Source organism: Proteus sp. fly-1008, assembly GCF_040140305.1.
GTDB lineage: Bacteria > Pseudomonadota > Gammaproteobacteria > Enterobacterales > Enterobacteriaceae > Proteus > Proteus vulgaris_B.
Genome location: NZ_JBEEWH010000002.1, coordinates 358,537 through 383,897 on the forward strand (window position 1 = coordinate 358,537; position 25,361 = coordinate 383,897).

27 protein-coding genes are annotated in these 25,361 nt (G+C 38.6%); 18 read left to right on the forward strand and 9 right to left on the reverse strand.

Annotation, left to right across the window (positions count from 1 at the left end; all coding sequences use genetic code 11):
• Window positions 1–17 precede the first annotated feature (17 nt).
• The 9 genes from ABN256_RS06130 (at window position 18) to ABN256_RS06170 (ending at window position 7,367) form a co-directional block, all read left to right on the forward strand.
• Window positions 18–1,220: a MalY/PatB family protein gene (locus tag ABN256_RS06130; protein WP_349439261.1), complete on the forward strand. Its 1,203-nt coding sequence runs from the start codon at window positions 18–20 to the stop codon at window positions 1,218–1,220.
• Window positions 1,221–1,544: 324 nt separating this feature from the next.
• On the forward strand, window positions 1,545–1,793 hold the full coding sequence (locus ABN256_RS06135) for a YhdT family protein (protein WP_115350545.1): 249 nt from the start codon (window positions 1,545–1,547) through the stop codon (window positions 1,791–1,793).
• Window positions 1,783–3,228: a sodium/pantothenate symporter gene (gene panF / locus ABN256_RS06140; protein ID WP_349439278.1), complete on the forward strand. Its 1,446-nt coding sequence runs from the start codon at window positions 1,783–1,785 to the stop codon at window positions 3,226–3,228. The genes ABN256_RS06135 and panF overlap by 11 nt, the downstream gene beginning before the upstream one ends.
• Before the next feature lie 23 nt (window positions 3,229–3,251).
• Entirely contained in the window at window positions 3,252–4,133 is an 882-nt protein-coding gene (gene prmA, locus ABN256_RS06145; RefSeq protein ID WP_340894982.1) for a 50S ribosomal protein L11 methyltransferase, read from the forward strand.
• Between the two features lie 321 nt (window positions 4,134–4,454).
• Window positions 4,455–5,426 carry a tRNA dihydrouridine synthase DusB gene (dusB, locus tag ABN256_RS06150; protein WP_036938696.1) on the forward strand — a complete coding sequence of 324 codons (972 nt, stop codon included), beginning with the start codon at window positions 4,455–4,457 and terminating at the stop codon, window positions 5,424–5,426.
• 20 nt (window positions 5,427–5,446) lie between these two features.
• Complete coding sequence (gene fis / locus ABN256_RS06155) at window positions 5,447–5,743, forward strand: DNA-binding transcriptional regulator Fis (RefSeq protein ID WP_004245342.1); 297 nt, start codon at window positions 5,447–5,449, stop codon at window positions 5,741–5,743.
• A gap of 238 nt (window positions 5,744–5,981) precedes the next feature.
• Window positions 5,982–6,614, forward strand: coding sequence for a hypothetical protein (locus ABN256_RS06160; protein WP_196554798.1), 633 nt, complete (start codon window positions 5,982–5,984; stop codon window positions 6,612–6,614).
• A 1-nt stretch (window position 6,615) separates the two neighbouring features.
• Entirely contained in the window at window positions 6,616–7,056 is a 441-nt protein-coding gene (locus ABN256_RS06165) for a DUF3307 domain-containing protein (RefSeq protein WP_349439262.1), read from the forward strand.
• A gap of 11 nt (window positions 7,057–7,067) precedes the next feature.
• Window positions 7,068–7,367, forward strand: a complete 300-nt coding sequence (locus ABN256_RS06170) for a hypothetical protein (RefSeq protein ID WP_349439263.1) — start codon at window positions 7,068–7,070, stop codon at window positions 7,365–7,367.
• Window positions 7,368–7,371: 4 nt separating this feature from the next.
• On the opposite strand, the gene ABN256_RS06175 is transcribed toward ABN256_RS06170, so the two are convergent.
• Window positions 7,372–7,899 carry an SMI1/KNR4 family protein gene (locus tag ABN256_RS06175; RefSeq protein ID WP_231619334.1) on the reverse strand — a complete coding sequence of 176 codons (528 nt, stop codon included), beginning with the start codon at window positions 7,897–7,899 and terminating at the stop codon, window positions 7,372–7,374.
• A 140-nt stretch (window positions 7,900–8,039) separates the two neighbouring features.
• On the opposite strand from ABN256_RS06175, the gene ABN256_RS06180 reads away from it, so the two are divergent.
• Complete coding sequence (locus ABN256_RS06180; RefSeq protein ID WP_340894974.1) at window positions 8,040–8,786, forward strand: hypothetical protein; 747 nt, start codon at window positions 8,040–8,042, stop codon at window positions 8,784–8,786.
• Between the two features lie 119 nt (window positions 8,787–8,905).
• Window positions 8,906–10,096: a cyanate transporter gene (locus ABN256_RS06185; protein WP_340894972.1), complete on the forward strand. Its 1,191-nt coding sequence runs from the start codon at window positions 8,906–8,908 to the stop codon at window positions 10,094–10,096.
• A 95-nt stretch (window positions 10,097–10,191) separates the two neighbouring features.
• On the opposite strand, the gene ABN256_RS06190 is transcribed toward ABN256_RS06185, so the two are convergent.
• Together ABN256_RS06190 and ABN256_RS06195 are read right to left on the reverse strand one after the other, a co-directional pair.
• The gene (locus ABN256_RS06190; protein WP_115350551.1) at window positions 10,192–11,139 is read right to left on the reverse strand and encodes a carbamate kinase family protein; all 948 of its coding nucleotides are present in this window, start codon (window positions 11,137–11,139) and stop codon (window positions 10,192–10,194) included.
• Window positions 11,140–11,462: 323 nt separating this feature from the next.
• A complete protein-coding gene (locus ABN256_RS06195; protein WP_196554803.1) occupies window positions 11,463–12,197 on the reverse strand; it encodes a glycerophosphoryl diester phosphodiesterase in 735 nt (244 codons plus the stop codon).
• Between the two features lie 174 nt (window positions 12,198–12,371).
• Between ABN256_RS06195 and ugpB the strand changes: the two genes are divergently transcribed.
• From ugpB to loiP, 5 genes are all read left to right on the forward strand, one after another.
• Window positions 12,372–13,676 carry a sn-glycerol-3-phosphate ABC transporter substrate-binding protein UgpB gene (gene ugpB, locus ABN256_RS06200; RefSeq protein WP_349439264.1) on the forward strand — a complete coding sequence of 435 codons (1,305 nt, stop codon included), beginning with the start codon at window positions 12,372–12,374 and terminating at the stop codon, window positions 13,674–13,676.
• A gap of 62 nt (window positions 13,677–13,738) precedes the next feature.
• Window positions 13,739–14,623 (forward strand): sn-glycerol-3-phosphate ABC transporter permease UgpA, encoded by an 885-nt coding sequence (gene ugpA, locus ABN256_RS06205; protein ID WP_196554805.1) that lies wholly within the window; start codon window positions 13,739–13,741, stop codon window positions 14,621–14,623.
• Window positions 14,623–15,471: a sn-glycerol-3-phosphate ABC transporter permease UgpE gene (ugpE, locus tag ABN256_RS06210; protein ID WP_340894969.1), complete on the forward strand. Its 849-nt coding sequence runs from the start codon at window positions 14,623–14,625 to the stop codon at window positions 15,469–15,471. The genes ugpA and ugpE overlap by 1 nt, the downstream gene beginning before the upstream one ends.
• A 1-nt stretch (window position 15,472) precedes the next feature.
• The gene (gene ugpC / locus ABN256_RS06215; protein ID WP_349439266.1) at window positions 15,473–16,573 is read left to right on the forward strand and encodes a sn-glycerol-3-phosphate ABC transporter ATP-binding protein UgpC; all 1,101 of its coding nucleotides are present in this window, start codon (window positions 15,473–15,475) and stop codon (window positions 16,571–16,573) included.
• Between the two features lie 491 nt (window positions 16,574–17,064).
• Window positions 17,065–17,817 (forward strand): metalloprotease LoiP, encoded by a 753-nt coding sequence (gene loiP, locus ABN256_RS06220; RefSeq protein ID WP_072069806.1) that lies wholly within the window; start codon window positions 17,065–17,067, stop codon window positions 17,815–17,817.
• Between the two features lie 52 nt (window positions 17,818–17,869).
• Here the strand turns inward: loiP and ABN256_RS06225 are convergent, their stop codons facing one another.
• Window positions 17,870–18,337 carry a MarR family winged helix-turn-helix transcriptional regulator gene (locus tag ABN256_RS06225; protein WP_196554808.1) on the reverse strand — a complete coding sequence of 156 codons (468 nt, stop codon included), beginning with the start codon at window positions 18,335–18,337 and terminating at the stop codon, window positions 17,870–17,872.
• A gap of 118 nt (window positions 18,338–18,455) precedes the next feature.
• Here ABN256_RS06225 and ABN256_RS06230 point away from each other — a divergent pair, with 118 nt between their 5' ends.
• Window positions 18,456–19,643, forward strand: coding sequence for an MFS transporter (locus tag ABN256_RS06230; protein ID WP_196554809.1), 1,188 nt, complete (start codon window positions 18,456–18,458; stop codon window positions 19,641–19,643).
• Window positions 19,644–19,654: 11 nt separating this feature from the next.
• Window positions 19,655–20,074: an aspartate 1-decarboxylase autocleavage activator PanM gene (gene panM, locus ABN256_RS06235; RefSeq protein WP_196554810.1), complete on the forward strand. Its 420-nt coding sequence runs from the start codon at window positions 19,655–19,657 to the stop codon at window positions 20,072–20,074.
• 62 nt (window positions 20,075–20,136) lie between these two features.
• Here panM and ABN256_RS06240 read toward each other — a convergent pair whose 3' ends face one another.
• From ABN256_RS06240 to ftsY, 5 genes are all read right to left on the reverse strand, one after another.
• Complete coding sequence (locus ABN256_RS06240) at window positions 20,137–21,282, reverse strand: glycerate kinase (RefSeq protein WP_196554811.1); 1,146 nt, start codon at window positions 21,280–21,282, stop codon at window positions 20,137–20,139.
• A gap of 94 nt (window positions 21,283–21,376) precedes the next feature.
• The gene (rpoH, locus tag ABN256_RS06245) at window positions 21,377–22,231 is read right to left on the reverse strand and encodes an RNA polymerase sigma factor RpoH (RefSeq protein WP_072069811.1); all 855 of its coding nucleotides are present in this window, start codon (window positions 22,229–22,231) and stop codon (window positions 21,377–21,379) included.
• A 361-nt stretch (window positions 22,232–22,592) separates the two neighbouring features.
• On the reverse strand, window positions 22,593–23,570 hold the full coding sequence (ftsX, locus tag ABN256_RS06250; protein WP_072069812.1) for a permease-like cell division protein FtsX: 978 nt from the start codon (window positions 23,568–23,570) through the stop codon (window positions 22,593–22,595).
• Entirely contained in the window at window positions 23,563–24,228 is a 666-nt protein-coding gene (gene ftsE / locus ABN256_RS06255) for a cell division ATP-binding protein FtsE (RefSeq protein WP_023583735.1), read from the reverse strand. Before ftsE ends, ftsX begins: the two co-directional genes overlap by 8 nt.
• Window positions 24,229–24,233: 5 nt before the next feature.
• Window positions 24,234–25,361: signal recognition particle-docking protein FtsY (ftsY, locus tag ABN256_RS06260; protein WP_349439268.1), on the reverse strand; the 1,128-nt coding region annotated here is incomplete at its 5' end.

Sequence of the window (25,361 nt, forward strand, 5' to 3'; positions counted from 1 at the left end):
CGTATTAAAGGCTTACCATGAAATATAACTTTGATGAAATTATAGATAGAAAAGATACCGATGCTTTAAATTATGATGGTTGGCGCCAGTATATTTTTAAAGCAGATAAAGACGCACAGTTCGCCTTTACTGATAATGAATTTATTAGAATGTGGGTTGCGGATATGGACTTTTCTACTCCGCCTGAAGTTCTTGAAGCCATTAAAACACGCCTAGATAGAAAAATATTAGGTTATACCAAAGTGTATGATGAAGAGTATTACCAAATATTTAAAGATTGGTGCCAAAGACATTACGATTGGGAAATCGATCCACGTGAAATTGTATTATCACCGGGTATTATTCCTGCATTAAACCGCTTAGTCCCTTTATTAATAAAAGAAGATGAAAGCATCCTTATTCAAACACCTTCTTATACACCATTTAAACAAGCGGGAGACTATAATTCTCGCCAAGTGATCTACTCTGATTTATTAGAAAAAGATGGTGAGTACTCTATTGATTTTGTAGATATGGAACGCAAAATTAAAGATAAATCACTTAATATTAAGCTCTTTATTTTATGTAATCCTCAAAATCCAACGGGTAAAGTGTGGACGGAAGAAGAACTAATTAAGATGGGAAAACTCTGTGTTGAAAATGATATTTGGATGATATCAGATGAAATACATTGTGATTTATTGCGTAACGGTGTGTCACACACACCTATTGCTAAACTTTTCCCTTATTATGAGAAAATTGTTACCTGTATGGCACCAAGCAAGACATTTAATCTTGCAGGTAATCTAATGTCTCATATTTTTATTAAGAATGAAGAAGTAAAAAAAGAGTGGCTTCGCCTTTATGATGACTTTATTTCACCATTAAGTTTAGTTGCAACAAAAGCTGCTTATTCTCAATGTGATGAATGGTTAAAAGCACTAAGAAACTATCTCGATGATAACTTTAAATTAGTACAAGAATTTGCTCAGACTCATTTCCCAAAAGCAAACTTTAAAATACCTGATTCAACCTATTTAGCATGGATTAATTTGACTGAATATTTACCTGAAGATGTCGATAACCAACAACTTTCACTCTATTTTGCCAATAAAACAGGCATTTTATTAGAAGGTGGAAATATGTTTGTAAGTAATGGTGATAACTATATTCGTATAAATCTTGCTTGCCCTCGTTCCATTATCAAAGAAGGCTTAGAAAGAATAAAAAATGCCCTTTAATTTTTGAGATGAGTAAAACAAAGAAGAGCACCACATTTGATCAATCTATTTCAGTGTCTGCTCTTCTTTTTTCCTATTTCAATTATCTTAAACGCTCTATTTACGGTGATTATTTCAACACTTAATTTCTCAATTAATATAAAAGCCCATCTCTATTTTATTACCTCATTAAATAGAAACTTAATAACAATCCTTTTAAAACAGCAACATAGTCAATTTTTAATATTACCTCGTGAGTTTATGATTAATTTTCACTGAATCAACACTCACTTTCCCGTACAATCCTTCCATTCATTTTTAACCCTATTAAGATTGGGAGAACAGATGGACAAACGTTTTGTTCAGGCCCACAAAGAAGCCCTTTGGGCCCTAATTTTAACTTTTATTTATTTGTTGGGTTGGTTAATTACCGCCTATTTACCTGATAACACACTAGGCATTACTGGTTTACCTGTTTGGTTTGAGCTTTCATGCTTATTCTTACCTGTTTTGTTTTTTTTGTTGTGCTATCTGATGGTGCGCTACTTTTTCAAAGATATGCCGTTAGGAGATGAGCATGACGATGCAAACTGAGGTCATAGTGCCACTGATTGGCTACCTTCTGTTGGTTTTTCTGCTATCGGCTTATGCTTATCGTAAGCGCGAAAAAGGTGAGTTTCTTAACGAATATTTTCTGGGTAATCGTTCCATGGGGGGCTTCGTGTTAGCGATGACAATCACTGCCACTTATGTTAGCGCAAGTTCCTTTATCGGTGGGCCAGGTGCTGCCTATAAATATGGTATTGGTTGGGTATTGCTTTCGATGATCCAACTACCCGCAATTTGGCTATCCCTTGGGGTATTAGGAAAAAAATTCGCCATTTTAGCGCGTCGTTATAATGCCGTTACTTTAAACGACATGCTATATGCGCGTTACAAAAGTCGTTTTCTCGTTTGGTTTGCCAGTTTAAGTCTATTAGTCGCCTTTATCGGTGCCATGACAGTGCAATTTATTGGTGGCGCACGTTTATTAGAAACCGCTGCCGGCATCCCTTATGAGTTTGGCTTGCTTATTTTTGGGGTCTCGATTGCGCTGTACACTGCAATTGGTGGATTTAGAGCTAGCGTATTAAACGATGCATTACAAGGTCTTGTGATGCTACTCGGTACCTTTATCCTACTGGTTGCTATTATCTATAAAGCGGGTGGTTTAGATATTGCGATACAAAAACTCAATGCTATCGATCCCGCATTAACCTCACCTCAAGGTGCGGATGGCATTCTAACGGGGCCTTTTATGGCTTCATTCTGGGTACTGGTCTGTTTTGGTGTAATAGGCTTGCCACATACTGCGGTACGTTGCATCTCTTACAAAGACAGCAAAGCCATGCATAAAGGGATCATTATTGGCACTATTGTGATGTCATTATTAATGTTTGGTATGCATTTTGCTGGTGCATTAGGCCGGGCGATCATTCCTGACCTGACAGTTCCCGATCAGGTTATCCCAACATTAATGGTTGAAGTCTTACCGCCTATTGCAGCAGGTATTTTCCTTGCGGCGCCTATGGCTGCCATTATGTCTACGATTAATGCGCAACTGTTACAATCTTCAGCAACGTTAGTCAAAGATCTTTATCTCAATATCGCCCCTCATGCTATTACTAATGAGAAACGTATATCCCGTTTATCGAGCCTTTCAACCTTGATTTTAGGTGTACTACTGCTGTTTGCTGCATGGAACCCACCATCAATGATTATTTGGCTTAATTTACTCGCTTTTGGTGGCCTGCAAGCTGTTTTCTTATGGCCTTTAGTTCTTGGCCTTTATTGGGAAAAAGCGAATCGTTATGGCGCTATTGCAGGTATGATCACAGGTGCCACTCTCTATGCCACTCTTGCGACATTTAATATCCAAATAGCTGGATTCCACCCTATTGTTCCCTCACTGTTATTAAGCTTAGTAGCATTTCTTGTTGCTAATCGATTTGGAGAGCATACTCTGCCACAATCAGCATCATTACAGTGAATTCGTTTTTAAAGAGATTAATTATGCCTTGGATACAATTAAGACTTAATGCAACTGCTGCCAATGCCGAAGCTATTGGTGATGAGCTAGTTGAAAGCGGTGCCGTTTCAGTGACTTTCCAAGATAGTCACGATACCCCTATCTTTGAACCTTTACCGGGTGAAACTCGCCTGTGGGGTGATACTGACGTTATCGGTTTATATGATGCAGAAACTGACATGAAAATTATTGTAGCGATGTTAGAAAACACGCCACTACTAGGTCAAGGCTTCCTGCACAAAATTGAACAACTCGAAGATAAAGATTGGGAACGTGAATGGATGGATAACTTCCACCCAATGCGCTTTGGTGAGCGTTTATGGATTTGCCCAAGTTGGCGTGAAGTACCTGATCCTAATGCCGTCAACGTCATGCTAGACCCAGGTCTTGCATTTGGTACAGGTACCCACCCTACTACCTCATTATGCCTTCAGTGGCTTGATGGTTTAGATTTAAAAGGTAAAACGGTTATCGACTTCGGTTGTGGTTCTGGGATTTTAGCAATTGCGGCTTTAAAATTAGGTGCAGCTAAAGCAATTGGTATTGATATCGACCCGCAAGCCATCCAAGCAAGCCGTGATAATGCACAACGTAATGGTGTATCTGACGCACTCACACTGTATCTTGCAAAAGACCAGCCTGATAACCTCAGTGCTGATGTTGTCGTGGCAAATATTTTAGCTGGCCCATTACGTGAACTTGCACCCGTTATTAGTACACTGCCTCGTCAGGGTGGATATCTAGGTCTTTCTGGCGTATTAGCGACACAAGCAGAAGGTGTGGCAGCTGCCTATGAAGGATTATTTAACTTAGATCCCGTTGCTGAGAAAGAAGAGTGGTGTCGTATTACCGGTGTGAAAAAATAACACAGAACAAATATTAACCAAAGTGAGATAATCTTATTACGTTAAAATTTCACTTAATTATTGTTTATCAGGCATTAATCACATTTTTGCCTGATAAACTCTACTTAGTTCCACTTGTTTATCAATTCTATACCATCAAATTTTAATTTTTTAAAAACACATAACATTATGTTTTTATTGATTAAATAATCAATTCATAAAAAATCAAGTGTAAAAAAGTAACTTTTTTTCGCAATTTGGTTAAACTTTGTCCTTTCATATCTGGCAAAAAATGCGTAATATACGCGCCCTTGCAGTCACAGTTTGGCCCTCTTTTCATCTATGCGAATCGGACAGTATCAGTTAAAAAATTGCCTTATCGCGGCTCCCATGGCTGGCGTTACAGACCGACCTTTTCGGTCGCTTTGCTATGATATGGGTGCGGGTATGACAGTTTCTGAGATGCTCTCTTCCAATCCTCAGGTTTGGCAGACAGACAAGTCTCGGTTACGAATGGTACATAGTGATGAATTGGGGATCCGCTCCGTACAAATTGCAGGAAGTGATCCCGTTGATATGGCGGCTGCTGCGAAGATAAACGCAGATAGTGGTGCTCAAATTATCGACATTAACATGGGTTGCCCTGCAAAAAAGGTGAATAAAAAGCTAGCAGGTTCAGCACTACTTCGTCATCCCGACCTTGTCGCAGAGATCCTCTCTGCTGTGGTTAACGCGGTAGATGTACCTGTTACTCTCAAGATCCGTACTGGCTGGTCACCTGATGAACGTAACTGTGTAGAGATTGCCAAATTGGCTGAACGTTGTGGTATTCAGGCTCTCACTATTCATGGGCGTACACGCGAGTGTTTGTTCAAAGGGGAAGCCGAATACGACAGCATTCGGACAGTTAAGCAGAATGTTTCTATTCCCATTATTGCGAATGGAGACATAACAGACCCGCTAAAAGCCAGAGCAGTATTAGACTACACTGGAGCCGATGCTTTGATGATCGGTCGCGCTGCTCAGGGAAGACCCTGGATCTTTCGGGAAATCCAGCACTATCTGGACACAGGTGAACTGTTGCCCCCTCTACCGATTGTAGAGGTACAACAAATAATGCAAAAGCATGTGCGTGAGTTGCACGACTTTTACGGTCAAGGCAAAGGAACTCGCATTGCACGCAAGCATGTCTCTTGGTATCTCAAGGAACATGCCCCTGATGACCAGTTTCGGCGCTCCTTCAACGCCATAGAGGATGCCAGCGAACAGCTGGAGGCGTTGGAAGCATATTTCGAAAATTTTTTGCGTAAATAAATAAAAGAGCTGACAGAACTATGTTCGAACAACGCGTAAATTCAGACGTACTAACAGTTGCCACCGTAAATTCACAAGATCAGGTGACCCAAAAACCTTTACGTGACTCAGTTAAACAAGCACTGAAGAACTATTTTGCTCAATTAAATGGTCAAGATGTTAATGACTTATATGAGCTAGTATTGGCTGAAGTTGAACAGCCATTGTTGGACATGGTAATGCAGTACACCCGTGGCAACCAAACGCGTGCAGCGCAAATGATGGGCATTAACCGCGGCACACTGCGTAAGAAACTGAAAAAATACGGCATGAACTGATCCTAGTCAGTTAGGTCTATTTTTATAAAAAGCCTTTTCTGGTTTTCCAGAAAAGGCTTTTTTGTTGCTTCTTTATCGGACTTACTCTATAACATCCATGGTATAGGTTACCAAATTTGGTAACATTATTACATGTTACCAAATTTGGTAACCTTCATCGTCATGGCTACGTCCAATAACCGAATATAGCGCGTTTATATTGATTGCCATTCTCTCATAAAGCTATAGGTACAAATTAATGAATAACAACATCATTAGTGTGATCACCGGTGACATCATAGGCTCTAGAGATATTACACCTGAAAACTATGATGTTATGCTTTACACCTTAGAGCAAACCGTTCAACTGCTCTCAGAGCAACTTCCGCTTAAATATGACCGATATCGTGGCGACTCCTTCCAACTTGTTTGTTCAAAAGCTAATGATGCCATTAAAGTCGCCATTGTCATCCAGCTCGCACTCAAAACATCAAGTCTTGAAATCAGCGCTCGACAAAGCATTGGTGTTGGAAAAGTAGATTCATTACGCAATGATGTTAGGACGTCTATAGGTGAGGCTTTTATTTTATCAGGTGAAGGGCTGGATAAAATGAAAGGTGAAATATTGGCAATATCAACTTCTGATACCGACTTCCAACACAATATTACTTTAGTGACTAAGTATTTAGATTTACAACTCAAAGAAATTACTCGAGCACAAGCACAAGTTTTACTTAAATACATGGTCAATAAAGATAAATCTCACTACGCTATTGCCAATGAGTTAAATAAATCGAGAAGTAATATTACTCGATTACTAAATGCTAGCCACTATCAACTCATAGATGAATATATTCAATACTTTAATTATTTGATTAACAAGGTTTATTGATATGTATAACTTCACGCTTCTTATATCCCTCTATGTTGCACATATTATTTTTGATTTTTATTTGCAACCGAGAACATGGATAGAAGCGCGAAACGCTCTACATTACAAATCTAAAGCACTTTATTTACACTCACTACTACAAGGTGGGATAAGTTTTATTATTCTTGTAGTAATGTCCGAGATAAGCCTTATTTCTATTTTAGCTTATAGCTTAGTAATATTAATTAGTCATTTTATTTTTGATCTTGCTAAATCCTATACGGATAACTCGTTAAAATGGTTTATCACTGATCAAGCTCTTCATTTATTCGTGATTACCTTTTTATGGATAGTGCTTGTTGATCAAAATACTCAAATATTCCATGATCTTAGTTTTAAAAATATTAACTACAAATATCTTATTGTTGTTCTTGCCTACATCATTATTTTAAAGCCTATTTGAGCCTTATTTATATGTTACTAAAGAAATGGACACCTGTTGCAGTAGAAGGCTCAACACTCGTTTCTGCGGGTCAATCTATTGGTTATTTAGAAAGAACACTAATCTTAACTTTTATTCTTTTAAATCAATTTGCAGCAATTGGCTTTTTATTAGCAGCTAAATCAATATTTAGATTTGGTGAATTACAAGATGATCAAGATAAAAAGCTAACAGAATATGTTATGTTAGGTACACTGATTAGCTTTAGCATTTCTATCTTTATTGGACTTGCTACTTCCTATTTTGTGACTCAACTCCCCATAGGAAAATAACTCATCAAACTTCTGGGCTAAATATCATTTTTTCTGATGGAAATCCCTCAGGGAATGATTGGCAACGTATTCGTTTTGATAAAACTCCCTCTAAAAACCCTGTCAGACTCTCTGCAATAAATTCTACCTCTGATCCTCTAGATGGAATAATTGCTATTGTCCAAAGCTCACTATTTTCTGATAAAACAACCCAAAAAAGCGTATCTCCATTATCCGTGACACCAATGGGTAAAAGCCCATTACATTTTGGATATAGAACAAAACGATAGTAATTAGGATCATCATTGATTAATGAGCTGAAATCTTCAAGGATCTGCTCTTTTTGCTGGAAAAAATTAATGTACTCATTTTGGCTAAAGGGATTAAATAACGTTATAAAATCAGCTACCTGACCTGATCCATATTGGGTGATAAACGCAATATAATCTTTGGGAAAGGCATATTTGTTATCAATTAATGGCCATCTCTCTTCTTTTCCATTTTCATGTATTGCAGAAGGAATAGGTAGTTGCTGATTTAATGCCGTTAACATCACTATCTCACTTATTTGAGTTCTATTACACCGTGTAATGTATGATATTTTAGAGTGAGCATCACTTTTATCATAATAATGCTGATAGTTATCACTCTATTACCCTAGTAAACAAACCTATATTTAAAAGAAAACAGACCATGACCACACCAGTACGTACCATTACATTTATTGATAGCGCTTATCCTAAGCCCCATAAAATTAAAGAATTTGTCTGGTCTGGGCGATTAGATAAAAATGGACAACTTTGGTTTGATCTTCATCTTAGAAGTGCCGATTACTATTTAAGTGAAGGGGAGGATTATCTGGATGATATCAACGAAGATGAATCAGATGACGAAGAAGAATATACCAGCCTAGCTCACTGGCAAGCTCCCATTGTTTGGGATAATTATCACTGTTGTACGCTCTCCTCAACTTATTGGTCTGACGACCAAGGTATTTTGCTCAGCACAGGAAATACGCCGTTCGATTTTGATAACTTTATTACTCATCAATTTAATGTTGATATTGCCCCTCAAATCGATAGTGATACAGATAAATATGAAGAAAGAGCAGAAGTCCCTGCTTTCAGTATTTACTTATTAGGTCATGATGCATGTAAAAATCATCAAATTCACTTCCAGCGCCAACAAGATAATACTTATCACATTAATTGGTCTGGAAAAATCGCACTCTTTTATGCTGGGTTTGATGAATTTATTCATCAATTTAGTGCACAACTTGAAAACATCCCTTTTGATGGCTTTTATTTCCCTAAATCGTGGGATTTAGATAAAGCAGCACTGGAATTTAAAAAGGTACTTTCTCATTTTGAACATTATGAGTTTGTATTAATTAATCCCAAGAGTCAGATTAAACAGTGGAAATTAAAATATATCGCTTAAATAGCGTGATGATTAGTTAAAATACCTAATGATATTTATGTTGATATAAAACCCCTCATCTGTTTATATCAATATTGTCCATAAAGTAGATAATATTTATTGTTTATCAGGGAATTATAATGACTGCCTTACCACGAAAAAAAACATGGCAGATTGTCCTCACTATTATTTTAGTTGGGATAAATTTACGCCCTTTCTTAACTGGCCCAGGCCCTGTTATTGACAATATTATTGCCTCAACAGGAATGAGTTATAGCCAAGTCTCATTACTCACGCTATTACCTATGCTGTTAATGGGAATAGGCGCATTAATCGTTCCCTTTTTACAGTCTTATATTCAAGTGCGTAAAGGGCTGTTAGTGGCGATGTTGATGCTACTTATAGGCTCATTTTCTCGTGCTTATGTTTCTGATGGTCATCAACTATTACTGACAGCACTCTTTTGTGGTTTAAGTGTCGCCTATATTCAAGCGGTATTTCCCGGCATTATTAAAGGATGGTTTGGAAATAGAACACCTATCATGATGGGATTATATTCCGCCATGTTAATGGGGGGAGGCGCACTAGGTGCTCAACTTTCCCCTATTCTCACCGCCCCCAATGGTCATTGGCAAAGTGCTTTGGCATGGTTTGCACTTCCTGCTGGCTTTGCATTTGTTGCTATTCTTTTCTCTATTAAAAATAGCGCCACCTCCGCCAACAAAATATCACTCAATACCTTGATCTGGCGCCCTAGAACAGGGTTACTTATCTTAGGATTTGGTTGTGTTAATGCAGGATATGCTTCTGTGGTAACATGGCTAGCTCCTTTCTATCAATCGTTAGGAATGCCAAGCGCTCAAAGTGGCTCGCTAGTCGCTATCCTTTCCCTTTTTCAAGCATCAGCAGCATTGATCATTCCATTTTTGGCGGCTAAAAATCACGATCGGCGTTTTTGGCTGATGTTAACATTAATAAGCCAATTTATCGGATTTGGCGCAATAATGACGATCCCCATGAGTGCGCCTTATCTTTGGAGTATTTTCTTAGGTTGTGGCTTAGGGGGATGTTTTTCCATGATGATGATCGTCGCACTTGATCACATTCCTGACCCCGCGCAAGCTGGCGCACTATCAGCACTAATGCAAGGTGGTGGCTTTATTATTGCTGCATTTGGACCATTGGTTGCTGTCCTATTACGCCAATCTGATGGAAGCTTTACTTATGCATGGGCATTTCATGCCATTTTAGTGATTATTACGATAGGATTATTTTCACAATTAAACCCACGTCATTACGCAAAAGCCTATCCCGCCAATCACTCTATTTAATCATCTATAAAAAATACACGGATAAAATAAGCGCCTTACTTTTTACAGATAAGGCGCTTGTTAAAAATATAATTGAATATTACTTATGGCGATAATTAAGCAACAATATGTGTTCCTGTTTCACCTTTTAAAGCAGAAGCCAATTTTTCCGGTGTTGTGATAATCACTCGTTTTCCGCCTGCGGCTAAAAATGACAAACTCGCTTCTATTTTAGGAAGCATACTGCCCGGAGGAAAATGCCCCTCATGCATATATTGAGTCATTTCTGCCACAGAGGTTTCACCTAACGCTTTTTGTTCTGGTTTACCGAAATGAATACAGACTTTTTCAACACCGGTTGTAATAATCAGAATATCTGCATGCAATTCTTTTGCCAGTAGCGTTGAGGACAGATCTTTGTCAATCACGGCATCAACACTTTGGTAATTTCCTTGCTCATTTTTAATAACTGGAATACCACCGCCCCCTACAGCAATCACAACATAGCCACATTCTGACAATGATTTAATTGCATTGGATTCAATTACATGTTGTGGAATAGGAGAGGCAACAACACGACGATAACCACGACCAGAGTCTTCAATAAAATGCCATTGAGGGTTTTCTTGTTGTAATTGCATCATCTCTTGTTCAGAGAAAAATGCACCAATAGGTTTTGTTGGAGAAACAAAATTAGGATCGTTTTTATCTACTTCAACTTGAGTGATAAGGGTGATCGCTTGTTTATTTTGTTGAACACGAAGCTTATTGGTTAACGCTTGTTGTATTAAATAACCAATCCCACCTTGTGTGTCTGCAACACAATTGGCTAATGGCGTTAATGGTAAACCTTCTTGTACATGTGCAACTTCTGCACGGCGTAAATCAAGCCCTACTTGTGGTCCATTACCATGAGTAAGAACAATATTATACCCTTCAGCCACCATATCACTAATATGGGCTGCAACCTCTTGTACTGCTTGTTCTTGATGAGCGATAGACTGGCTAGCATTGTCTTTAATAATACTGTTGCCTCCAATGGCAACAACAACGAGTTCTTTCATGTTTCACTCTCAATTATATTATTGGCAATTAAAGTAGAAATAACTCACCTCTACTCTCAGAGGTTGGGTTAATAGGGTCGCCATATCGCTAACCACTTACCCCATTTTTATCATTTAATGAGATAAACATTATCGTATTGAACAATATCTATTCATTAATTGCGCAGGATAATAACAGAGAATGTAAATAAAACATCTATTACTCAACATTTCTCTTATTTAATTTTAGTAAATAGAATGAGGTAGAAAGGAAACAAGAGGCGTCATCAAACAGATCGATAACGCCTTATTTAATACAAATAAATGGGATAGTTAGGGCTTTTTCATTTTGCTATTTGAACAATATCAGATTGATAAACATCAGGCATATCGGTAATTAGCATATCAACTCCCCATTGTTCAAAATCTTTCACTTCATCAGGATCATTCGGGGTATAACAATAGATTTCATAGCCTGCTTGTTTGAACAATTGCGCTTGTTCTTGTGTAAGATATTTGTAATTACAATGCACACTAAAACCATCAATAACTTTTAATGTTTCTAATGCATTATCGGGGATCTCATCCCACAATTGTCCTCTTCGAATAAAAGGAGAATATCGCTTCATCACAATTAAAGCTTGTGTATCAAAAGAAGAAAATAAAATTTGCTCATTCGGAATATCTGCACTTTTTATCATATCAGAGACGGCTAAGCATAAGCGTTCAATATCATCATCGGGCCATGTTTTCAGCTCAATATTGAGTTTTGTGCCTGAACGTTTAATTAACTGTAGTCCTTGTCTTAAAGAGGGAATTTTTTCACCTTGATAAAGTGAACTAAACCAACTTCCTGCATCAAGACGATGTAAATCATCTAAAGTATGAAAACGCACAGCACCTTGCCCATTCGTGCAGCGGTTAACCGTTTTATCATGAATAAGCACAGGAACATGATCTGCCGTTAATTGCACATCCGTCTCAATCCATTCACACCCAAAATCAATCGCCATTTTAAATGCAGCTAACGTATTTTCAGGGGCTTTTCCAGAAAAACCTCGGTGAGCAGCTATCTTCATTTCTCTCTCCTTTTCATTTGTGCCGACATCATGACAATCATTTATGACAGCAATTTGACAGTCACACCATCAATAACTCTTCATTTAATTGTCACCCCTTTGTCATAAATGACATTTAGGGTAATTAGCAAACTAGATTGCACCTTTAACTCTCGATTTAAAAGGAAATACTGCATGTCGATAAAATCAATAACGGGCCTTGCCGTTGCGATGACACTCTTTGCTTCACCTACACACGCAAAAACACAAATTGAATGGTGGCATGCAATGGGAGGTGCGCTTGGTCAGAAAGTTAATCAAATCGCGTCTGATTTTAATGCAAGCCAATCTGAATATGAGATCAAGCCTGTTTATAAAGGCACTTATGCTGAAACGATGACCAGTGCAGTAGCTTCGTTTCGTGCTAAAAACCAACCTGCTATTGTGCAAGTCTTTGAAGTCGGTACAGCCAGCATGATGGGAGCTAAAAAGGCCGTTTTTCCGGTTTATCAATTAATGGAAAAAACTAACGAGCCTTTTGATCCAAATAGTTATCTATCTACAGTTACCGGCTATTACACCACCAGCGATGGCCAAATGATGTCACTGCCCTTTAATAGCTCAACACCCGTGCTTTATTACAACAAGGTTCTGTTTAAAAAAGCAGGTATAGACCAACCGCCTAAAACATGGAAAGAGATGGAAGTTGTGTCTCAAAAATTGCTCGACTCCGGAGTAAAATGTGGTTTTACCACCACATGGCAATCATGGACACAAATAGAAAACTTTGGGGCACGTAATAATTTGCCTATTGCAACAAAAAATAATGGTTTTGATGGCTTAGATATGACGTTTCTATTTAATAAGGCCCCTTTCGTTGCTCATATTCAACAAATGGCAGATTGGTCTAAATCAGGTATTTTCAAATATGGTGGGCGTCAATCCGACTCAATGCCTCTATTTTATACCCAAGAGTGCGCCATGGTGATGGAATCATCAGCGGGTTTTGCTGGTATTAAAGAGAATATGAAAGGAATTGATATTGGTGTTAGTCAATTACCTTATGACGATACGCTTGTGCAAAAACCTGCTAACACCATTATTGGTGGTGCATCGTTATGGGTTATGTCAGGGCGTCCCGATGCAGAATATAACGGTGTAGCAAAATTCTTCACCTATCTTTCAAGCCCTGAAGTACAAGCTGATTGGCACCAAGCTACAGGCTATCTTCCTGTTACTAAAGCCGCTTATGCATTGACACAACAACAAGGCTTTTATCAGCAAAATCCAGGGGCTGACACTGCAATATTACAAATGACAACCTCCGAACCGACTGCAAATTCCAAAGGATTACGCTTTGGTAATTTCTTGCAAACACGCGAAATTGTTGATGAAGAATTAGAAAAAGTATGGTCAGGAAAACAGAGCGCTCAGGCCGCATTGGATAATGCGGCCACGCGTGGAAATGAGCAATTACGCCGTTTTGAGCGTACTCAATAATCACATTTATCAGGCGAGCTTAACGGCTCGCCTTCTGTTTTTATCGATTTACTGGATACTGTATGGCTTCTCAATCCATTTATTTTAAACAAAAATGGTTACCCCTAGCGCTGATTTTTCCTCAACTGGCTATCACACTTATCTTTTTTATTTGGCCTGCTGGGCAAGCTTTCTTTCAGTCATTTCAATTAGAAGATGCATTTGGCCTGAGTAGTGAGTTTGTGGGTCTCGAAAACTTTCAGCGTTTATTTAGCAATAGTTACTATTTTGACAGTTTAATCACGACATTGATTTTTAGCACCAGTGTTGTCTTTCTCTCTATGATATCTGCGCTTATTTTGGCAGGCATTGCCGAGCAAGTTTTACGAGGCAAACTGTTTTATCGCACGATCTTAATTTCACCCTATGCCATTGCGCCAGTTATCGCGGGTTTTCTTTGGTTATTTATGCTTGATCCCACGATTGGCGTATTAAGCCAATTATTAAAACAGATAGGCATTAATTGGGATCCCGTACTGAATACACATCACGCGATGTGGATGGTGATTTTAACTGCGACATGGAAACAAGTGAGTTATAACTTTTTGTTTTTCCTAGCCGCCTTACAATCTGTGCCTAAATCACTATTAGAAGCGGCGGCTATTGATGGCAGTGGACCTATTAAACGCTTTATAACAATAAGTTTTCCACTCATTTCACCGACCACATTTTTCTTACTGGTCGTGAATTTTGCCTACGCCTTTTTTGATACTTTCGCCATTATCCATGCCATGACACAAGGTGGCCCGGGAAGTAGCACATCAACATTAGTGTATAAAGTCTATAACGATGGTTTTGTAGGATTAGATTTAGGCTCTTCAGCCGCACAATCCGTTATCTTAATGTTTATTGTCGCGATATTAACCGTGATCCAGTTTCGTTATGTTGAGAAAAAGGTGGCTTACTGATGGTTGAACGCAGACCTTTATTTCACGCTTTTTGCCACTTTATTCTCATTGTTGGCATTCTTTCTGTCGCATTTCCTGTATGGATAGCGTTTGTTGCTACAACACATCAAAATACTGCATTTGCCACAGGTTCACCGCTTTGGTTCGGTACTGAAGGTTTCGGTATTTTTAAAACGCTATTGTCACAAGCGGGCACAACACAAAATAGTGCGATTTCAATTAATAGCATGTTGTTGAATTCACTAATCATGGCGTTAGTGATCACTATCGGAAAGTTAACAATTTCGATTTTATCAGCCTATGCTGTTGTATTTTTTCGCTTTCCGGGTCGTATGCTAGCCTTTTGGACTATTTTTTTTACATTAATGTTGCCTGTTGAAGTTCGTATTATGCCGACATTTGAGGTTGTTACTAACCTTAATATGCTGAACTCTTATGCAGGATTAACAGTTCCATTAATTGCCAGCGCTACCGCTACTTTTTTATTTCGACAATTCTTTCTTACTATCACCCCAGAGCTTATTGAAGCAGCCAAAATTGATGGCGCGGGCCCAATACGATTCTTTTTCACCATCTTACTTCCTCTTTCACGTACCAATATAGCCGCCTTGTTTGTTATCACATTTATTTATGGCTGGAACCAATATCTTTGGCCAATGCTGATCACAACAGATACCCACTATTACACTATTGTGATGGGTATCAAACAGATGGTTGCGGTTTCCGATGGTGTTATTGAATGGAATAAAATTATGGCAACCACATTAATTGCGATGTTGCCTCCTGTCTTTATCGTCATTCTGATGCAAAGAGCCTTTGTAAAAGGCTTTATTGATACGGAGAAATAACATGACAACCGTCACTCTCAGCGATTTAGAAAAGCGTTACTCAAATGGTCATCAAGCCATTTCAAAATTAAACCTTTCTATTGAGCAAGGCGAAATGGTGGTATTAGTTGGCCCTAGCGGCTGTGGTAAATCGACATTACTACGCATGATTGCGGGATTAGAAACCATTACACAAGGTGATTTACTCATTGATAATTTACGTGTTAATGAACACGAACCCAGTGAGCGTGATATCGCCATGGTTTTTCAAAACTATGCCCTTTATCCTCATATGTCAGTTTATAACAACATGGCATATGGCTTGCGTAATCGAAAAACACCAAAAGCAAAGATTGAAGAACTTGTCACAAATGCAGCTCAAATGCTGGAAATCAGCCATTTACTTGATAGAAAACCTAAAGAGCTATCAGGTGGGCAACGACAACGTGTGGCAATGGGCAGAGCCATTGTCCGTAAACCTAAAGTCTTTTTATTTGATGAGCCACTCTCTAACCTTGATGCAAAATTACGTGTACAAATGCGCCTTGAGATAAAAAAGCTACAACGAAAACTCTCAACGACTTCGATCTACGTTACTCACGATCAAGTTGAAGCCATGACATTAGCCGATAAGTTGGTGGTACTAAATCAAGGAAATATAGAGCAAGTGGGTACACCGCTAGATATTTATGAAAGCCCGGCTTCTGTGTTTGTTGCTACTTTTATGGGTTCTCCTGCAATGAATATTTTAGATACTCCCATTAATCATGGTGTGATTAAAGTCGCTGATGGACACATTGCTGTTTCAGCTCAACACCTTCCTTATCAAGTGATTAAATTAGGTTTACGCCCTGAACATTTACTTATTAACCACCAGCACCCTATGTTTCATGTGGATGTTGAGTTTATTGAAGCATTAGGTGCTGATGTTTTAATTTACGCCACAACCTGTGATAAACAAAAACAAGCTGTTGTTATTCGCGCACCGAACGATCATGGTGTTAATATTGGTCACAAAATAGGTCTTACTATTCATCCTGAAAACCTACATTTCTTTGATGAGCAAACAGGAAAACGTATTAATCGCCCTTTTATGATCATCAATGAATTAATGGTTTCATAAAATATTGATATTATTTCTTCATTTTCAGTTTAATCTGAATAGCGATGTATTGAGCATCGCTATTTATTTATAACAAAGCAATAAATATCAAAAATATAAAAATTGTCAGAATTAAACAAATAAAAACCCGTACTAGATACAGTATTGTTTTGATATTATTCCAAATAAATAAAAAAACATCACTTACACTTAAAGTAAGTTCAATTAAATGTTTTATATAATATTTATCCAACAAAGCTTATCTTTTTAAACTTAGCTTTTCTATTAATTATCTTATTTTTAAGCAAGTTAAAATTATTAATCTGTTTTTTTCTCATGTTAAGGAAAGAAATAATAATACATTTTTGCTGAGAAAAGAAAAAACATATATTGAGATAATATTTTTTCATAAAACACCTATATTGCGCTAATAGATAAGCACTGTTATTCTTCTGCTCGAATTTGATCTGCACTTATATAAACTGCCAAGCAGAAAAGGACTTAATTAAAAAATGAAAATTAAATTACTTGCTACAGTGATGGTATCAGCAGCACTACTCTCTGGTTGTCAAAACCTCAATACCGATATGCTAACTAAATCAGGAACCCAACTTTTCCAAGCAGCAACATTAAGCGATGATGATATCAAAGCACTAACAAATGATGCATGTAAAGAGATGGATGCTCAAAATAAAGTCGCACCAGCCAATAGCACTTACACCAAACGCTTAAATAACATCGCTAAAGCGTTAGGTAGTGAAGTTAACGGCACTCCAGTAAATTACAAAGTTTACATGACTAAAGATGTGAACGCATGGGCTATGGCTAACGGTTGTGTTCGTGTTTACAGTGGTTTAATGGACATGATGACTGATAATGAAGTTGAAGGCGTTTTAGGTCATGAAATGGGTCACGTTGCTTTAGGTCATACCCGTAAAGCAATTCAAGTTGCTCACGCAACAGTTGCAGCACGTACCGCAGCAGCATCAGCAGGTGGCGTTGCAGCACAATTAAGCAGCTCACAATTAGCTGAAATGGGTCAGAAATTAATTAATGCTCAATTCTCACAACATCAAGAAACTGAAGCAGATAATTTCTCTTATGATCTGCTAACAAAACGTGGCGTTAATACAGCAGGGTTGGTGACAGGCTTTGAGAAGCTCGCAAAATTAGGGGGTGGTGATTCAAGTATGTTTGATTCTCACCCACCATCAAAAGAGCGTGCTGATAATATCCGTAATCGCATTGCAGCAGATAAGAAATAATGATCTTGCCCCTATATCTCATGGTATGGGGGTTTTTTTTCAGGTTTATCGGTTACGAATGACGAAAACGATCCGTAACATCGGTAAAAAAACGTTTAATTGCTTGCCTTTCATGCTGATCATATTGTTCAAATAACGCTGACCATTTTGCTTGAGATTGTTGATGTAATACTCCATGCGCATGAAAAAGCAGCTCTCCTTGAGCGGTTAAAATAAAAAAGATCTCTTTTTGATTGTCTGCCAATTTTATTTTTTCAATCGCACCTTTTTTTTGTAATCGGCTACAAATTTTTGAAACAGCTCCTCGAGTCATTGCCATATATTCACTAATGGTCGTAAGATTTCTCATGCTCTCCTCACCAATACAATGAATAACATGCAACTCTGTGAGTGAAAAATTCTCTAACCCCTTCTCTTCTAATACTTTTTTATGCTCCTCATTGACATATTCATCTTTAAGATGCAAAAAATCACTTAACCCTTTTAACAAGTCTTGTGTTGTTACATTCTCTTTTGCCATTTTGTTTCCTTGGAAAAAATTTTAAAAAAATAGTACCAAAAGTATTTACAATAATCAAAATATCGCTATTATCTATTTTGTTTCCATGGAAACAAAATAGATAATAAGAGGCAATAAAATGAAATTATCAATCCGTAGTTTGTTTTATCTCATTTGCTTTAGCGCATTATTAGGCTCTTTAGCGCAAAATATTTATACCCCTGTACTTCCCTTGATCCAACAGCAATTTAATACCACGTTATCACTGGTTAATCTGACGGTATCTGCATTTACTTTTGCTATGGCTGTTATGCAACTATTTTATGGTTCATTGATTGATAAATGGGGAAGAAAACCAATTTTACTCAGTGGATTAGCAATTTCTATTGTGGGCGCATTGGGTTGTGTTTGGTCTGACTCTATTAGCTTATTGATTTTTTGGCGTGTGATCCAAGCTATCGGTATTGCTGCCATTCCCGTGGTTGCGGCAACTATTCTTGGCGATCTTTATCAAGGAAACGATCGCGCAAAAGCAATGGGATCCTATCAAATGCTATTAGCACTAGCGCCTGCTTGTGGCCCTTTATTAGGTGGATATTTAGCGCAACATTATCAATATCAAGGCATTTTTATTTTCTTGGCTGTTATCGGTATCCTATTACTGATCACACATCTCTTTTATTTACCTGAAACACGTCCGGAACAGAAAGAAACCTTTAAAAGCTTATCAGCAATGCAGCAAGTACTTATAGCGCCTGAGGGTAAATCTGTATTTGTCATGAGTTTTATGGTGTTTTATAACTATTTTTGTCTACTGGTTTTCTTACCCTTAATTGCCTTTCATCTCTATCAACTTAACAGTACTGAAATAGGTGGATTATATATGCCTATGTCGATTGCACTTGTCTTAGGTAGCTATCTTTACCGTAGAATTTGCCATCTATTTAGTGCTGAATATGGTGTGATTATTACCTCTTGTATCAATCTGATTATGTTGACGTTATTTGCACTCTTTTGGCAAATATCACTACCTGTCATGCTTGGCTTAACTGTGTTATATGGGCTTTCTTTGGGCTTAACCATGCCAACGCACACTACATTATTAGCAAGTCATTTTGGCTCGATGAGGGCAACTGCAATGGGGATTTATAACTTTATTCGTTATTGTGGAATGGCTACTGGTCCTATGATTTCGGTCTATTTTGTAACTGACAATAACTATGAATATGTCTTTTATTCTTGTGTGATCTTTACGAGTTTGGCATTGTGTTTCACCATTAAGACCTTAATGTCTTCATTAAAAGAAAAAAAACAAACTGCAAACTAACAGGATATTTAATGAAATTAACCATTGAAAAACTGACACAACTCTCTGAACAAGACCGTATTGATTTAGGTAAAATTTGGCAAGATACACGTTATCAATCAGCTCTAGCAAATGAGATCAGTAACGAGAATGTACTCTTTGTCGCGAGATTTAATGAGCGATTATTAGCTGCTTGCTGGGTTAAATTATCGGGTAAAAAAGCGATTATTACTGATTTTATGGTCAGAGAAGTAACTCGTCGGCGCGGTGTTGGGCATTATTTATTGACACAATGTTTATCTGCATACCCTGATATTTTTCATTGGCAAGCAATAAGTTTATCCGCAGAAGAAAATGGATATGATGTTGCACATGCTTTTTTAGTACACCATCAATTTAGTCCATCACCACAATCTCATCTTTATATTCTAAATAATTCAAGGTGTAACTAGGTGACAAGTGAACGAGTCGCTAGGAGCATACATAATTATATGATTAATTTGAATGAACGCAGTCAAGAAGTATGACGAATAGCTAAAGTATAAAGTCTAGCCACATTATAAGCCGTCTCACTAAGATTCTTTTGTGCATTATCTAATGCATCTGAAAGTGTGGAAACGCCGGGTACAATAGAAAAAACAGCATCAATCCCGTGTTGGTAAACAACTTCATAATCAGATAAATACCCGCCCACCAATGCAACGACTGGAAGGCGATATTTTTTGGCTAATTTAGCCACTCCGGTAGGTGTTTTACCCTGTGCGGATTGGCTATCCATGCGACCTTCACCGGTTATCACTAAGTCTGCATCTTTCAAATATTTTTCTAATTCAACTGCCTTAGCAACAAGCTCTACACCTTGTGACAAAGTAGCTTGAGTAAAGGCAAGTAATGGCAAGGCAAGTCCACCAGCAGCACCACTTCCTGCAATATTGATAAGATTGCGTTGCATCATTTTCTCAAGATAAGTACCAAAATGACGTAAGGCTTTATCAAGTTGCACAATATCGTCTTTGGTCGCTCCTTTTTGAGGACCAAAAATAGCTGATGCTCCTTTTTCTCCACACAACGGGTTTGTTACATCACAAGCAATTTCGATCTCGACTTGCTTAAGTTTAGGGTTAAGAGTTGTGATATCAATAGAATGGAGCCGTGTTAATGCTAGCCCACCAAAAGGCAAAGAGGAGCCTAATTTATCTTTAAGACCAAGACCAAGTGCTTGCATCATGCCTGCACCTGCATCATTTGTAGCACTTCCACCTAATCCCAAAATGATTTTTTTAACCCCCATATCAAGAGCTGCATTAATTAATTCGCCCGTACCATAACTGGTCGTTAAATTGGGATCACGTTGAGAGGATGGAATAAGATGAAGGCCCGACGCTTGTGCCATTTCAATCACGGCAGTAGTGTTATCGCCTAAAATACCCCACGTTGCTATCACTTGTTTACCTAAAGGTGAGCAAACTGGCGTAGTAATTAATCGCCCTTGAGTGGCATCAACCAATGATGTGACTGTACCTTCTCCCCCATCAGCCATAGGAATGCAATAATATTGCGCATCTGGTAAATAGCGTGAAAACCCCTGTTTTATTGCTGTTGCAACTTCTTTCGCACTTAAGCTTTCTTTAAATGAATCAGGGGCAATAACTATTTTCACGTTATATTCTCCAGGCAATAAAAAAGCGATATTTTCATATCGCTTTTATAACATACTCTACTTTATGAGAGCGTGTACATGGTCTGAAATGTGATTAATCTTCAATCGCTAAACGCAATTTCTTCATCGCATTTTTTTCTAATTGGCGAACACGTTCAGCAGATACACCATATTTTGTCGCCAAATCTTGCAATGTCGATTTGTTATCATCATCTAGCCAACGGGCACGAATAATATCTTGGCTACGTTCATCAAGAGTTTCAATTGCTGACGTCAGTTTATCCGTTGCATGATTATCCCAGTTGTCTTCCTCAATGCCGTCGGCAAAGTCTGAAGATTTATCTTCTAAGAAGAGTACTGGAGCAATTGGATGTGAATCATCACTATCATCAGCAGTCATATCAAATGCCATATCTTGCGCTGACATTCGTGATTCCATTTCTCGGACATCACTTTCTGACACACCCAATTCCCTTGCGACTAATTCCACTTCATCTTGGTTAAACCAGCCTAAACGTTTTTTATTTTTTCGCAGATTAAAAAACAGTTTACGTTGAGATTTAGTGGTCGCGACTTTCACGATACGCCAGTTACGTAGCACATATTCATGAATTTCTGCTTTGATCCAATGTACGGCAAAAGAGACCAGTCGGACACCCACTTCTGGGTTAAAACGGCGCACCGCTTTCATCAGACCAATATTGCCTTCTTGGATAAGGTCGGCTTGGGGTAAACCATAGCCAGAATAGCTGCGAGCAACATGAATAACGAAGCGCAGATGTGACAGGATAAGCGTTCTTGCCGCATCCAAATCACCCTCGTAATGCAGCCGTTCAGCGAGTTCCTTTTCTTCCTCTGCGGTTAACATCGGATAGGAATTGGCTGCACGTATATACGCTTCGATGCTGCCTTGCGGAACCAATGCTAAGGATTGCATTTCTTTTGTCATTCAAATCCTCATGAAAATCAAATAAATAATTAAGATTATTACTGTAAGGGAAAACGGATGAGCCTTATAAATATAGCTAAAATAGGAAGTCAGTTAAGTTTTTATGATGTGTTTTTATCATAACGACTATTTGACCAGCATAAAGATTAAAGGTTCATCCCGCATCTATGTTTACATATCTTTGTACTTTCCCATGCAGAAGCAAACATGATCGTTAACTTGCCTTAGAAAAGATTGCGAACATTATTATGCCAGAGACAGGCCCTTGATAAAATGGCAGGGTGACGATATTAACGTAACCCTGCCTGATAAAAAATATCTCTCATTATTTAGAAGAGCTGTATAAAAGTGCTCTAATTCATTATTCTGGTGTAAATTGACGCAAATGCTGCATTGTCGTCAACCATGCAGCAAGCCAACCGATAGTCATTGCTACGAGTATAAGAATAATTGACTCATCAAATCCTAATCCTGAAATGGAAAAAGAAGTCCCAAATACCGTTGCGGCTTGAGTCACCACATCAGAAAGTTTCCACACTAATAGAGCAGAAAAAATTAGGGCAAACACAGCGCCAATAAATCCAAGGATTAATCCCCAATTCAGGAAAGGGCGCATAATAAAACCATCGGTTGCACCAATAAGTTTCATAACATTAATGGTATCGCGACGACTGAAAATATTGAGGCGTACACTGTTACCAATCACCAATAACAGGGCGACAACCATCAATGAACCAATCACCAAAGCAATTTGTCCTACTAATGAAGTCAACGTTGAGAGCCGAGCAAACCAACTATCATCCATTCTAACTTCATCAACACCGGGTATTTTCGTCACGGTATCACGCAAATTCACCATCAATTGTTGATCGCTTGGGTCCATAACAGGAGTCACAATTGCTACCGCAGGCAATGGATTCTCTTCTAACATATCTAATGCACTGCTAAAGCCAGACCAAGAACGGAATTCCACCAGCGAGTCTTGCCGTGAAAGATAGTTCACCTCACCCACTTTCTCTAAAGCTTCTATTTTTTTGATCGTTGCTTCAGCCAATGAATCATCAAGAGATTTATCAAGATAAACGGTTAATTGTGGAGTGGGATACCACTGCTCTGCCGCAGTTGAAACATTTTTCCACACAATATAAAAGATGCTAGGTAATGTTAATGAAATGGCGACTACCATTACCGTTAGAAAGGAAGAAAGAGGTTGGCGTAAAAAATCAGCCATGGTATTACGCCATGCATAACGCCATTGTTCACGTCTTCCCCCTTTTAGCGCCTTGGTTTTTGCGCCTGGCGTTGGCATTGATTTACGGGAACTTTTTGCTTTAGCCATTTTGTCCTCCCACCATTCTGCCTTGCCCTAATGTAAGAATTCGATAATTTCTACGCTCAATCAAAGACATATCATGTGTTGCCATTAACACAGTGACGCCTACACGATTAAACTCTTCAAAAAGACGCATTATGCCTTCTGAAAGCTCACCATCAAGGTTGCCCGTTGGCTCATCCGCAAGCAAAACCGTTGGCTTATTCACAACAGCACGAGCAATACCTACACGCTGTTGTTCACCACCAGAAAGTTGGATCGGATAATTTTTAGCTTTATCCAAAAGCCCCACTTTATCTAAAGCTGCGGAAACTCTGCGTCTAATATCCTCTTCACTTGCGCCAGCAATAATCAGTGGAAGAGAGACATTGTCATAAACCGTTCTATCCATCAATAAATGGTGATCCTGGAAGATCATCCCAATTTGACGACGCAGAAAAGGGATCTCACTATTTTTCAATCTGCTAATATCATGCCCAGCAAACCAAATAGCGCCATCACTAGGACGTTCTATTCCACAAATTAACTTAAGCAATGTACTTTTACCGGCACCCGAGTGACCCGTTAAAAAAGCCATTTCTCCAGGGCGAAGATGGAAATCAACTCCCTGTAATGCTTGTCTTCCACCTAAATAAGCCTTGCTGACGTGTTCGAAGCGGATCATTACAACTACTCCTCGCGGGCAAACAGAGCCTCAATAAAATCGTCGGCCTTAAACGGACGTAGATCTTCAATACCTTCACCTACCCCGATATAACGGATAGGAATACTAAACTGATCAGCAATAGAGAAAATAACTCCCCCCTTTGCTGTACCATCGAGTTTAGTCAATGTTAATCCAGTTAGCCCAACAGTTTCATTAAAGAGTTTAGCCTGACTGACTGCATTTTGCCCGGTACTTGCATCTAACGTCAGCATCACTTCATGTGGTGCTTCTTCGTCTAATTTCTTCATAACACGAACGATTTTTTTCAGCTCTTCCATTAAATGGGATTTATTCTGCAATCGTCCTGCGGTATCTGCAATAAGAACATCGACACCTTTTGCCTGTGCTGATTGGATCGCATCAAAAATTACTGATGCAGGATCAGCACCGGTATGTTGTGCAACAACCGGAATATTATTACGCTCACCCCAAACTTGTAACTGTTCAACCGCCGCAGCACGGAAGGTATCACCAGCCGCTAACATGACAGATTTACCTTCAGCTTGATATTGTCGCGCTAATTTCCCGATTGTGGTTGTCTTACCCACACCATTAACTCCGACCATTAAAATAACAAAAGGTTTTTTACCTTCAATATTTAATGGCTTATCAACTTTCGTTAAGATCTCGCTCATCTCTTCACGTAATTTGCCGTAAAGGGCTTCAGCATCTTTAAGATCTTTATGTGTTGCGTGTTTGGTCAGGCTGGAGATGATTTTAGTCGTGGTTTCCATTCCCACATCAGCGATTAAGAGTTGTTCTTCTAACTCTTCAAAAAGCTCATCATCAATTTTCTTACCACGAAATAGGCCAAGGAATCCTGAACCTAAGTTCTGGCGAGTTTTCAGTAAGCCTTTTTTCAGTCGGCTAAAGAAACCTTCTCTTTTAGGTTTTTCTTGTTCAATAACTTTATCTGCCAGCACTTCTTCGCGTAAAGATTCAATATCTTCAGCTTCTGCTTGCGCAATAGCGAGACGTTCGTTTTCTTCTTCTTGCGCAAGGCGTTGAGCTTCGGCTTCTTGAGCTAGACGCTCTTGTTCGATACGTTGCGCTTCTAAACGCTCTTGCTCTGCTTTCAGCTCTGCTTGGCG